We start from the raw sequence: 13196 nt of genomic DNA, 5'->3' as shown, positions 1-13196 counted from the left end.
TTGTAATGTAGAGGAGGTGTAATAATGAAACAGATTTACTTGAAAAAGCAATTGAAAGACTTAAATGACTACCCAGCAGTAGTTTTAAAAAATATATTTGAAATTATTGCTGTTCTTGTAGAAAATTATGGAGTGGAGAGAGATGTTAATAATGACTTAGGAGGATATATGCTTATAGTAGAAAATATCGTAGATGTAGAAATATTGAAACGAGAAAAATTTAAGGGATTAGTACCAGAATATACTGATATAATTGAATGTAGTGAAGGAGTTAATTATACTTCTTCACTATTTTTACTTTCTAGCGATTTTTCAGTAGTAGTTATAGCAAATGAAGAACTTTCTAAGATACTTTTAGAATAGGGAGGTGATAGTGTGGCTAAAAAGGGTGAGGAAGAAGTAATAAAAAGTACTAGATACTGTAATATTTTAAAATAAGCTAGTTTAAGAGATAAAGACTATACATATTGCATAGAGAAGATTTTTGTTAAGTCTATTAAAAGAAATGAGATAAGGTTTTCAGTATATAAAGATACAGTAAGAGGTGATGATATCTATGTTCCAAGAAGTTTAGATGTAACTGAATTAGAATTAATGGACTTAATAAAGACGTCCATTAAAGAAAAAGTCTTTTCAGATAAATTTATAGATATGTTAAAGCAAGAATTAAAATAGCTACTTAATTACAAGAAAAGTAATTAGGTAGCTTTATTTATTTTATGAGGATTAAGATGTTTAAGAAAAAGAGTAGATATATAACGAGAGGAGCTAATGAAAAGTTAGATTTAAAATTACAACTTATACTTTGGAGCATGATTGATAAGTTAAATGAAGAGAGACAAGAGTTAGATTACTTACAAGTTTTTAAGATAAGAAAATATGATGAAGGAATCGTAATAGAAAATAGTCAAGAAGTTCCAGAGTACAAAGAAAAGTATGTTATAGATTTAGAAAATATAGAGGTTAATGGAAGTATAAAAGTTTTCGTTATAGATGATAATGAATACTCAACTATGATGTTAGCTGAAGAATATTAGGAGGTAAGAATGTGAAACAACTAAGTAAAGAAAAGACTTTTGAGTATAGTTCTAAAGAACTACTTGGAGTAATGAGGTTTGATTTCTATGATGGAGGACTTGCTAATCAATGGAATCCTAGAGATTTAATAATTGAGTTAAATGATAAAAAGGAAATAGATTTAAAGAAGTTACAACATGAACTTAACTACATTCAATTTGATTTAATAAATAACTTTGATAATGTAATAAGTTTCTGTAATGGTAGAGGATATGATAATGAAACTTTACTATATATAGACTTGGAAATTGCTAAATATGTTATAAAGTTAGTTCCTGTAAGAGATGATTACTCATATATCTATACTTATATAAAGGAGGTGAAATAGATGGATATTATAACGGTAATAAAAGTAGTTGGTACTATACTAACAGTTGTTGCTACTTCAATAGAAGCAGTAAATAATAAGTAACAATATAAGATAATTTAAAAAAAAAGCTCTATGATGATAGAGAGAAATAGAGCAAAAAGCAACAAAAACACATCAGAAAACAGAGATTTTTTAGATAGTGAAGAAAAGTAGCCATTAGATTGAAAAAGCTCAAAAAAGGGCTAAATAAGTTGTTTTTAAATTGAATAAGTAGACAATCAAAAGTTTTAGGTAATTAATTTTACTTAAAAATAAAAAATGAAAAAGATAAAACATATAAATAATGGAACTTGGAAAGAGGGAACTCGGAACTCAAGGGGAGTGATGGGGGGAGAGGGGGGCTAAAGCCTTAATAAAAATAAATAAAAAATAAAAAATATAATCAGAATAGAGAGAAAAAAGAATAAATATATACAATTAATAATAATTAAATTATATATAATACTAATAAATAAAATTAAAAGAGTTAATGTTTCTATACTTCAGGAGCATTAACTCTTTTTATATTAATGAGTCAGATAAGTAATATTAATAAAATAATTTAAATGTCTATTTTTAGATATTGAAATTATATATATGATTTTACAATAGAAAATCACATATATAATCAACATTACAAAAAATGTAAGTGAGGTTATTATTTATATTAGAAATGGAAGGAGGAGTAGATATATGTATGAGTAAAAAAAGTGAAAATTATAGTGGTATTTATAAAGATATGGTGGAAATATTGGGAGAGGAAATTACATTAAAGATATATGAGAATTACAGAGGTCTGCAAGTAACTTTTCCAATGAGATTATATTCTAAAAGTTACATATTAGAATACTTAACTAAAAACTATAATGGTAAAAACTTAAAAGAGCTGTCAAGAAAATTAGGTTATACATGTAATTGGTTACAACAAGTTATAAATAAAGAAGCAATTAGAGAAAAAATTGAGGAAAAAGTGGAGGTATAAATTATGTATTGTAAAGAATGTGGAAATAAATTTAAAAATGAAAAAGCTGTTGTATGTGTTCATTGTAGAACAAATAAAGGACAAGGTAATAATTACTGTAGTGAATGTGGTACAGAAGTTAAAAATAAAGAGGGAGCAGAAGTATGTTTAAATTGTGGATGTAAATTAAAGAATTCAAAAATAAACATATCTAATAGTTTAAAGGGAAGTAATGGGACAGGCAAACCAATAGGAAATTCTAAAGTAGTAGCTGGTATTTCAGCAATATTGCTAGGAGCTATAGGAATTCATAATTTTTATTTAGGTTATAAAGAAAAAGGATTCATTCAGCTATCAATATTTTTAGTAGCAGTATTTATATTTGGCCCTATAGTATTGGTTAATAATATATGGTCAATAGTAGATGCCGTAAATATTTTTAGAGGAAAAATGAAAACTGCAACAGGTGAAGAATTAGTATAGAATTAAATATATAAAATTAAAATAAGTCTTATTCTTAATAATTTAAGATTAAGGCTTATTTTTTTATTATAGGGGAAAAGGGGGGAAAGAGTTATGTTTAAAAGTAAATCAGAAGTAATTAATATTTTTTTTATGAAGTATTTAAGTAAACTATATAAGAAATAGTTAAAGAAATGACAAATATTTTTTTAGTCTTAAATTACTGAAATATATTATTATGCTTATGTTTAATAATTTAGTAAAAAATTTCTATGAAAGTAGAAATTTTTTTTGTAATATTTAAGTATATTATAAAAACTAAAGAGGTGTAGTATGAACGAATATATTAATAAGGATAAGATTAGTTTAAATCAGGTATTAAAAGAGGTATATGTTAAAAAAATAGGAAGAGATATTTTACCAGGAGAAATGCAAGATTATTCTTATAAGAGTTTTGTTAAAGAATCAACTCAAAAATTAAGGGATATTTGTAAGGTACTTAAGTGTGATTTTGAGTTATTTAAAAACGATAAAAATAGGTTTGAATTACCGGCTGTAGTTGGTGAGATATTTAAAGTTTATCTTTCAGAAGAAAGTGGAAAAGGAAGTTTTATAAGTAAATTAAAAGGTAAAAAGTTTGCAGACATTACTTTTGAGGAAAAAAGAAGCTTTATAGAAAAAGTAAAGGTGAGTATAGAAGAAAAGTGTAAAGATGATAAGTTAAAGAGTTTAATATATGAAGAAATAGAAGATATATGCAGAAATTTATTAGGTGAAGCTTTATACGTTGAAAAAATTAAAAGCATGATTTCTAATACACAATTCTTTAGCGATATTCTTATAGAAGCTTCAATAGTAAAGTTAAGTGGAATAAATGAATTGGAAGGTTTTGTTTCTACAATTAATCCTAAAAATCTAGATTTAAATGAAAGCAAGATTGAAGAAGAGTTAAAAAAAGTTAGGGATAGTAAAATAGATATTAGTAATAAATTAACTGTTGAAGATAAGATAGAATTAATTGAGTATTTAGAAGTATTTTTAAAAGAAAAAATAAAAGATTGGATGGAGATAGTAAACATTGCAGGTGATATTAGAGAGCAAGATGTAGAAGATTATAAATTTGAAAGAAGAGAGATGTTGAATAGTAAAGAGATTGTTAATTTAGCCATAAGTGAGTATAAGGAGAAACTAGCGGAAGAAAGATTGCCTAAAATGAACTATATTCATACTGAAGAAGAAATTAAAAATATAATAGAAGAGATAAAAATTAATAGAAATAAAATGTAACATAAATAAAAAATATTCTTTGTCTATATGGGTGGAGAATATTTTTTATATTTCCCCACGACTTTTAAAAATAAAAATATTATATCCTATAGATGTAGCAAACAAGTTACAAAAATGCTCTTTTTAAAATAAAATAATATGCATCTAAGGAGAGGAAGTCGATGAATAAATTAAAGGTTGTTTTTATTGATATTGAAACTAGTTCATTATATTTTATGAAAGGGGTGATAAGACTAGTAGCTTTTTCAGATGGAAGTAGTAAAGTGCTCACTAGAACAGTAGTTGATGATGATTTAAGAAAAATTCTAAAGAATGAAAAAATTCTTAAAGTATTTCATAATGCTAAGTTTGATGTAGAATTCTTTATACATAATGGTTATGAGGTAAATAACTATTCTTGTACATTAGTAATGGCACAAGTATTAGGTGAAAAAGAATTAAGTCTTAAAGCATTATGTAATAAGTACTTAGGAGTTGTTATAGATAAGTCTATGCAACATAGTGAAAATTGGAATGTAGAAAAACTAACACAAGAGCATATTGATTATGTTATTCAAGATGTTATTAATACAAGGTTATTATACTATAAGCTATTAGATGAACTAATCAAGAAAAATTTATTAGAAACCTATGAAAGAGAAAGAAAGGCTTTAACTTCTGTAATAATGCTTGAACTTAATGGTATAAAGATGGATTTTGAGAAATGGGATAGAGTGTTAGATGGAGATAGACAACTCTGTAATGAAATTGAGGAAGAGATAAAGAATATTTTAAATTTATCTGAACTAAATTTAAATTCTCCAAAGCAATTAGTTCAATCACTGTATACTTATGGAATTAAGCTACATTCAACTTCTGATGATGAATTAGCTAAATACTCAGAAAGTCATGAAGTAGTTAGGCTTATTAGGAAATATAGGAGGTTAAAGACTAAGATAAGGACTTATGGTGAAAAAGTGAAAACGTTTATATATGGGGATGGGAGGATTAGAGGGGCATGGTGGTTAATTGGAGCTGCTTCAGGAAGAATGTCATGTATTAACCCGCCACTTCAAGCTATGCCAGGAAGTAGTAGAGAATTTTTCATTGCAGAAAGAGGGAATAAATTAGTTTGTGCTGATTATTCACAGGTTGAGCTTAGAGTTCTTGCAAGTATTTCAAGTGATGAAACTTTAATTAATTACTTTAAGAGTGGTGTTGACCTTCATACTGGAACAGCTAGTTTAGTTTTTAAGAAAACTATAGAAGAAATAACTAAGGAAGAAAGACAAGTAGCAAAGAGCCTTAACTTTGGTATAGTTTATGGAATTACTTCTTATGGTATCCAAAAGAATTTAAGAAAGTCAGGTTTAAATGTATCACTAGAAGAAGCTGAGGAATACAGACTTGAATTTCTTAGAGTATATCCAAAGATTAGAGAGCTTCAAGATAATTTGTTGAGAGCAGATTATATAAGAAGTTTAGGTGGCAGAAGGTGGCAAGGTAGTAACTTAACAAAGACTCAAAGATTGAATTTACCTATTCAAGGTTCAGCAGCAGAAGGGTTAAAGGAGGCTTTAGCATTACTTGTAGAAAGAATGAAAGACACCTGGAAATTAGTTACAGTAGTGCATGATGAAATACTTTTAGAAGTACTAGAAGATGAATCAGAAGAAGCTAAAAATATTTTAGAAAGTTGTATGATTGAAGGTATGCAAATTATAGTTAAAGACATTCCAATTGTTGTTGATAGTACAATAAGTAATAATTGGTGTAAATAAGAGGAGGATTACAAATGATTTTTAGAAATAATAAAGAAATATTAGGAACATCTAAAGTTAAGGCTACTTTAAACGAAGGAAATTACGAAGCAAAAATACAAAGAATAAATTACTTAAAAGATTGTAAAACTGATTGGGGGTTTAGAGATTATATTGAAGTAATTTATATCGTTAGTGTTGGAGTAACAGAGCAGGAAAAGAAAGAAAAGATAATGGTGTCTCAATCAGAAAAGTCTAAGTGCTTTAAATTTTTAATGGATGTTTACAATGGTAATATTCCAAATGAGATAAACATTGAGGAGTTAGCAGGTAAGAAATGTATTATAACTATACAGCATAATACAGATGAAAAAGGTAATGTTTATGCAAATATAGTAGAAAGAGAATTCAACTAACTTAGGAGGAGATTAATATGTATAAAATAGGTGCAAGAAAAAAACATGTTTTAGAATTAGTTATGGAATTTATAACAAGCATAATAATAATTACACATCTACCAGAATCTTTAAAAAGGTTAAATTTAATAATTAGACTTATAAAAGATAGAGGAGATAAAGATGCTTGTATAGAGTTAAAACAACATTGTGATAGTATAGATGGAAAGTTGTTTCCATCCATACGTGAAGGATTACTTAACAGTATAACTATTGATGAAAGTAAGATTAAATTTTCAGATATTGATGTTTCTTTAGATATAGGATTAATTGAAGAGTTAAAAGCATTAATTAAGCATAATAGAGCAATTTCATTAGGTTATTATTATGATGAAAAAAAGAAATTAAGGCTAAATACTAATAAATGTGTAAGCTACCTATAAAAGGTATTAGAGTGTGTTGTGGAAAATAATAAATTATTAATATTAAATCGAAAAGAAGGCATTTATCAAGAGTTGACAGATGATTTAATGGGTAAGATTCTAAGACATTTAATGAATGAAGCTATAGAAGATAGTTGGAAAAGGCAGTATGAAAGAGATATTCTTGATGGATTAATTAGAGAAGTTCCAACAATAGATATATCCAATATAGATGATTCTTTTATACCTGTAAATAATGGTGTTTTTAACTTAAATAGTGAAGAATTAATACCATATGATGATAGTATGTGGTGATGAAAGACTATTAATGTGTATCCAAGAAATATTTGGATACACATTAATAAATAATACTAAAGGGGAAAGGGCATTTTATTTTATTGGCGTTGGCTCTAATGGTAAGAGTTTTATAGCAGAAATACTTGCTAATATGGTTGGAGTAGCCAATGTCAGTAATATACCACTTTCAAGATTTTCAGAGAAGTTTGGAACAGAAGGTCTTATAGATAAATCTGTAAATATTGCAAATGAAAATGAGATTGGCAATGCTATAAGTACTGAAAATCTAAAAATATTTGTTAGTGGAGATAGGACAAGCATAGCAAGAAAATATAAGGGAGATTTAAACTACAAGTCAACTTGTAAAATGATTTTCTTGTTAAATAAATTACCAGATACTTTAGACAATACTCATGGATACTATAGAAAAATACTTATAGTTCCATTTAATAGAATTTTCCAGCAAGAAGAGATGGATAAAAATTTAAAAGAAAAAGTTTTAGAAGAATTAAGTGGAGTTCTTAATTGGGCTATTGAAGGAGCTAAAAGACTTATAAATAATGATTATAAATTTACAGAGTGTGAAGCAATTGAAAAAGTAACAAAAGCTTATAAAGAAGAGCAAAATCCAGTAGAATCCTTTTTGAAAGATGCACTTATATACGAAGACGGTAATAGTGAAACTAAAAAGGAGATACTAGATTCTTACAAATTATGGATTGGAGGTCAGAATATTTCATCTAGAGGTACAGAATCACCACAGAGATTTTGGAAAGCTTTATCTAATTCAGCTAAAATAGTTTTAAATAAAGAGTTAGAGTATAAGAAAGTTCAGGGTACTTTACATCTTAAAAACTTTAGAATAGATTATTCTAAATTACCTACTAAAAGAGATAAATATACATTTATATAAAAGTGGCAAGGTGGTTAAGTGGTAGTAGGATTTGAATAAAGTTCTAAAATCAAGCTCTATAATTTAACTTTTACTGATACTTAACCACTTAGCCACCTATCCACTTACAATGATGTAATAAATGCAATTAATAAGTATATATCATAATAATGAATACATGGGAGGAATACAAAATGGAGGAATATATATAAACTAAAATATCAAGGACTAAACTTTATGAAAGAGACTATAATAGAGATTCTATAGAAAAAATAATATTAGAAGAAAGTCAGGATTTTAATAATATTAGTATTTATAAAGTACTAATAGATATTCTTACCCAAAAGTATTTAGATAATAAAAGTGTTTAAGAGGTGATTAAATGACTAAAGCAGCTTTTTATGGGAGATTTTCAAGCAATAATCAAAGGGAGGAGTCAGCAGAAGCACAGCTTAGAGCTAGTTCTGACTTTGCAGATAGAAATAATTACGAGATAGTAGCAAAATATATTGATAGAGCAAAGTCTGGAACTAGTAGTAGAAAGAGGACTGAATTCCTAAGAATGATAAAGGATGCTGAAAAAGGTTTATTTCAAGTTATTATTGTTCATAAATTAGATAGGTTTTCCAGAGATAAATATGATAGTGCTTTTTATAAAAGAAAGTTAAAGCAATGTGGCGTTAAGCTAATAAGTGTAACAGAACAATTAGATGATAGCCCAAAAAGTGTAATACTTGAATCTGTGATTGAGGGGATGGCAGAATATTATTCTAAGAATTTAGCAAGAGAAACTATGAAAGGGTTAAAAGAAAACGCTTATAAATGTAAACATACAGGGGGTATGCCTCCATTGGGATATGATGTTAATTCAGAAAAGAAATATATTATAAATGAAAGAGAAGCTGAAAGTGTAAGGTTAATTTTTGAGATGTATATTACAGGTTACTCTCAAAGTGATATGGTGAATGAGCTTAATGAAAGAGGTTTTAAAACTAAGTTGGGAACTATTTTTAAAACTAATAGCATTCATAGTATTTTGACTAATGAAAAATATACTGGAGTATATGTATATAACAAGAGTGCAAAGAAAAATGCTTTTGGAAAAAGAAATAGTCATGCATATAAAGATGAAAGTGAAATAATAAGGATAGAAGGAGGTATGCCTCAAATAATTTCAAAGGAAACTTTTGAAAAAGCACAAGAAGTATTAAAGGCAAGAAAGAGAGCACCTGGTGCTAATAAAGCGAAAGAGAGTTATTTACTTGCAGGGTTAATTAGGTGTGGATGTTGTGGAAAACATTATCAAGGAAATAGAAGAAAAGCAAAGAATAAACCAATTTATGTTTCTTATAGATGTTCTTATAGAAGATTAACAAGTTCTAAGGTATGTGACAATAAAGAAATAAGAAAGGAATACATAGAAGAGTATGTATTATCAGAGCTTGAGAGAAAAATATTTAATGACAAGGCGATACCACATTTAGTAGAAGGAATTAATAAGAACCTTCAAATGAAAAACAAATTTGAAGAAGAAAAGAAGGAGGTAATAAAAAGAGAAATAGAGGAGATAGAAGCTCAAATAAATAATATTGTTACAGCAATTGCAAGTGGGTTTATGCAAGAGGAGTTTAAGGTAAAGATGAATGAGCTAAAAAGTAGAAAATCAGAACTAGAATTCAAGCTATTAGAGTTAAAATCAGATGAAATAACTCAAGTTATAACAGAAAGTGATGTTAGAATCTTACTAAACAATTTTAGTAGTTATGTAATGAGTAGAAATATTCCAGAATGTAAAAAATTTATTCAAAGCTTCGTAAAAGAAGTAGTTATTTATAAAGAACACATTGAAGTCACATTCAATGTGTCTTTTTCTTTGCTTAAAAATAATCAAGGAGTAGAGGTTGTAAGTAAAATTAGAAGATATGAGTTATATGAAAGATATAGTGATAGTTTTTATATAAAAGTTAGTTGACAGTTGGGAAGATTTGCAATAGAATAAAAGTACTAAATAACAAATTAATATTTTAAAATAATTTATCTATTAATATATCTTTGCGAAATCTCGAAAACGCTTGGTAAGATATTATTAATAAGGTTTGTTTAGTACAACTTCGATAAGTTATAGGTTATGAGTAGATAACTTATAGTTTATTAGACTATAAGTTTTTTGTTATTTTAAATCATATATTTGTTATTAAAATAAAATTTAAAATTCTAAAATTTGTCTATTAATATATTATAACGAATTCTCGAAAACGTAAAATATGATATATTAGTAAGGATTGTTTAGTACAACTTTGATGAATTATGAGTGTAGTCTTATAGTTTATTAAACTATAAGCTTTTTTATTTATTAAACCTAAATAATAGTGTCATTCAAATTTTAGAATAAATATTTAGGAGGAATATAATAATGATGAGAGAAAAAATGAAAAGTATGGTTGCATTGGAGGATGCAGTAAAAATAAGTAATGTGATTTGTATTTCTGGACCAACAGGCAGTGGTAAGTCAACTATACTTGGATATTTAGTTAGTCCTGAGGATAATAAGAGGCTCAGCAATAATATTGGAGAGAAAAATCAAAAGAGTTTGTTTAAATTTAAATTATCACTAAATGAAATGATGGAAATAAATAAAGTTTATATAAAAGCTAAAGTTAAAGCTACAAGAACAGATTACAGCAGGAATATAATTCCAATATTAGCATCTTTATTATATAATTTAATAGATAATGAGGAAGATTTAGAGTTGTTAGAAATAGATGATGAAAATGTTTTACAAATGTTTAATCCTAAAAATAAGCAATATAGAGCATTTAATTATTTGAAAGAAGAATATTCAGATAAAATAGAAGTATTAATTGATAATTTGAGAATGTTATCAAGTTTAATATGGAATGGACTTAAAGAAGAATGTGAAAGAGAATTTAAGAAAAGGAAAGACAAAAAAATAAGAGGGCTAAAAAAGAAAGATGTGTTTTTAGAAGAAATAGAGAATAGACTTTATAATAATATTGAAAAGACAGATTTAGAAAACTGGTTTAAAGGATTTGATATGAGCATATTAAATTATTATAAAAAGTTTTTTAATAATAGTGAAAATATAATATATGAAGATGTAACAGATAAGAAAATAGCTGATTTTATGTCAGATATATTTGATGATAATAGTGTATTTTCGTTAGTCTTTTCAGAAGTAATTTATATTACTAGACCATCTGATGAATTTTTAGAATTTTATAATAAAGGCTATAGAACAAGTGAAAAACCTTTTGTTATAAATATATTAGATACTATGGGAATAACACATATATCAGATGAAAAATCATCTATAGAAAATGAAATAGATGGAGTGCTAGCCAATTCATTTGACTCTTTGCTTTTTATATGCAAATCAGATGAAAAAGATACTGTCTATGAAGATTGTATTGAAGTATTATCCAAAAAGAATATTTTAAATGGTAAAGCAGTTACAGTTTGTAGAACAAAAGCTGATATTATTATTAAAAGTAAAGCTAATAATTCATATAAAAAAAATACTGGAAAAAATGAGATTCCAGAAATAGAAGCTAGTGAATATTATAAAAGTGCATTTGAAAGTTATAAACTAGAATATTTATGTTTAGATAATAATAAAGATTTAAAAATAGGAAATAATAAGTACAATATGAATAATACTGTGGAATTTATATCATTAGCTCCTAATGATACAAAGGAGTTAAAAATTGCATTAGGTAAAGAGTTGGATGAAGAAAAAATATTTAGAATAATTCTTAATTTAAATAAGGCAATTGAAAAGCAATACTCTGAAAATGGAATATTAATTGCTGTTAAAAGGAATAGAAATGAAGAGGGTATAGCATTAAAAGTATTATTTGAAAATATATCAAAATTATCTGATAATTTAGTAAATTATAATGAAATACATAAAAATGGTCAATACCTTAAATATATAAATGGTGATTTTCATGGGAGAAGCATATCAAATTATTATAATAAAGCTAAAATTGGATTAGGACACGAAACACAATCAGAAACAAGAGATAATTTTAGAATATTTATAGCTAATATGATAGGTGCATGGTTAAGAAAAACAGACATTTTTAGTGAAAATGAATTATTATTTAATATTGATTTATCTAATATTATTATAGAAAATGAAGAAGAGTTAAATTTGAGAGTGAAGCGTTATATAAATAATAATAGAATATTTTTATTAAATGATTTAGCAAAGAAATTAAGCTATGATTATATGGAAAAAGATTTTAATGATTGTTACTATGCTTGTAATTGGCAAGTTGGATTTAAAAAGAATCTTGAATTACTCAATAATAAGTTTTCAGATAAAAATTATTGGGAGTCCTCTATATGTAATTGGATAAATTTAAAAATGGCAACGATAATAAACAATATAGTTTATGTAAAATAAAAATAATATAGTTGATTTTAGGTGGAGATAGGGAAAATAAGATATATAATCTTAATACTTTATAGTAGTGGATTTTAAAGGTCACGTATCGCCTCCACCAAAAAAACCACGATAAAAGTATCGTGGTTTTTTATCATATAAAGAATTAATATATAATTTGCTTTATATATTATTATATTTAAATAATAGGGATTTGATAAAGAAAAACAGATACATATTGGTAATCATTTAAAAGTGGAGGTGAGTAAAGAAAAATATGAAAGATAAAATTATAGAATGGGCAATTGAACTTCAAAGTTTAGCTCAAGCAGGGTTAACGTATAGTAAGGATGCTTATGATAAAGAGAGATATGAAAGAATTAGAAATATTGCTACTGAAATGATGGCTTTAAAATCTGATGTTTCCTTTGAAAAAGTAAAAACACTTTTTTGTAATGAAACAGGATATCAAACACCAAAGTTAGACACTAGAGCAGCGATATTTGAAAATAATAAGATATTATTAGTTAAAGAGAATAATGGAAAGTGGTCATTGCCTGGTGGGTGGGTAGATGTAAATATTTCTGTTAAGGATAATATTATTAAAGAAACAAAAGAAGAAGCTGGTTTAGATGTAGTTGTAGACAAAGTTATAGCTATTCAAGATAGAGCAAAACATAATTTGCCTATCTATGCCTATGGAGTATGTAAAATATTTGCTTTATGTTCCGTAATTGGTGGTAAATTTACAGAGAATATTGAAACTACTGAATATAAATATTTTTCTTTAAGTGAATTACCAGAATTATCTACAGAAAAGAATAATAAAGAACAAATTGAAATGTGTTTTGAAGCATATAAAGATGATAATTGGAAAACGTTGATAGATTAATATTAAAATTTAAAA

Annotated in this window: 14 protein-coding genes; all 14 read left to right on the top strand. The window is 26.3% G+C overall.

Annotation, left to right across the window (positions count from 1 at the left end; translation table 11 throughout):
- Nucleotides 1-24: 24 nt before the first annotated feature.
- The 14 genes from AC4FRL_RS02805 to AC4FRL_RS02740 all read left to right on the top strand — a co-directional run bounded on the left by AC4FRL_RS02805 (nt 25) and on the right by AC4FRL_RS02740 (nt 13181).
- Entirely contained in the window at nt 25-363 is a 339-nt protein-coding gene (locus AC4FRL_RS02805) for a hypothetical protein (RefSeq protein ID WP_491138572.1), read from the top strand.
- Nucleotides 364-731: 368 nt separating this feature from the next.
- Nucleotides 732-1037: a DUF960 family protein gene (locus AC4FRL_RS02800; protein ID WP_491138571.1), complete on the top strand. Its 306-nt coding sequence runs from the start codon at nt 732-734 to the stop codon at nt 1035-1037.
- A gap of 11 nt (nt 1038-1048) precedes the next feature.
- On the top strand, nt 1049-1405 hold the full coding sequence (locus AC4FRL_RS02795) for a hypothetical protein (protein ID WP_316136823.1): 357 nt from the start codon (nt 1049-1051) through the stop codon (nt 1403-1405).
- A gap of 718 nt (nt 1406-2123) precedes the next feature.
- Nucleotides 2124-2408: a Mor transcription activator family protein gene (locus tag AC4FRL_RS02790; protein WP_075857583.1), complete on the top strand. Its 285-nt coding sequence runs from the start codon at nt 2124-2126 to the stop codon at nt 2406-2408.
- 3 nt (nt 2409-2411) lie between these two features.
- Nucleotides 2412-2870, top strand: a complete 459-nt coding sequence (locus AC4FRL_RS02785) for an NINE protein (protein ID WP_491138570.1) — start codon at nt 2412-2414, stop codon at nt 2868-2870.
- Nucleotides 2871-3182: 312 nt separating this feature from the next.
- Nucleotides 3183-4136 (top strand): hypothetical protein, encoded by a 954-nt coding sequence (locus AC4FRL_RS02780; RefSeq protein ID WP_491138569.1) that lies wholly within the window; start codon nt 3183-3185, stop codon nt 4134-4136.
- A 161-nt stretch (nt 4137-4297) separates the two neighbouring features.
- Entirely contained in the window at nt 4298-5896 is a 1599-nt protein-coding gene (locus AC4FRL_RS02775; RefSeq protein ID WP_491138568.1) for a DNA polymerase, read from the top strand.
- Nucleotides 5897-5910: 14 nt separating this feature from the next.
- Nucleotides 5911-6291 carry a hypothetical protein gene (locus AC4FRL_RS02770; protein ID WP_491138567.1) on the top strand — a complete coding sequence of 127 codons (381 nt, stop codon included), beginning with the start codon at nt 5911-5913 and terminating at the stop codon, nt 6289-6291.
- Nucleotides 6292-6308: 17 nt separating this feature from the next.
- Nucleotides 6309-6713, top strand: a complete 405-nt coding sequence (locus AC4FRL_RS02765) for a hypothetical protein (RefSeq protein WP_491138566.1) — start codon at nt 6309-6311, stop codon at nt 6711-6713.
- Between the two features lie 18 nt (nt 6714-6731).
- Nucleotides 6732-7007, top strand: coding sequence for a hypothetical protein (locus AC4FRL_RS02760; RefSeq protein ID WP_491138565.1), 276 nt, complete (start codon nt 6732-6734; stop codon nt 7005-7007).
- Nucleotides 6988-7902 (top strand): DNA primase family protein, encoded by a 915-nt coding sequence (locus tag AC4FRL_RS02755; protein ID WP_491138564.1) that lies wholly within the window; start codon nt 6988-6990, stop codon nt 7900-7902. Before AC4FRL_RS02760 ends, AC4FRL_RS02755 begins: the two co-directional genes overlap by 20 nt.
- A gap of 361 nt (nt 7903-8263) precedes the next feature.
- Nucleotides 8264-9853 (top strand): recombinase family protein, encoded by a 1590-nt coding sequence (locus tag AC4FRL_RS02750; RefSeq protein ID WP_491138562.1) that lies wholly within the window; start codon nt 8264-8266, stop codon nt 9851-9853.
- A gap of 441 nt (nt 9854-10294) precedes the next feature.
- On the top strand, nt 10295-12310 hold the full coding sequence (locus AC4FRL_RS02745) for a hypothetical protein (RefSeq protein ID WP_491138561.1): 2016 nt from the start codon (nt 10295-10297) through the stop codon (nt 12308-12310).
- A 256-nt stretch (nt 12311-12566) separates the two neighbouring features.
- A complete protein-coding gene (locus AC4FRL_RS02740; RefSeq protein ID WP_491138560.1) occupies nt 12567-13181 on the top strand; it encodes an NUDIX hydrolase N-terminal domain-containing protein in 615 nt (204 codons plus the stop codon).
- Nucleotides 13182-13196: the final 15 nt, after the last annotated feature.

The sequence above is a fragment of the Clostridium sp. TJA032 genome, assembly GCF_058310275.1.
Note: the sequence above shows the minus strand (reverse complement) of the source record. Positions and strands in the feature narration are given on the sequence as shown.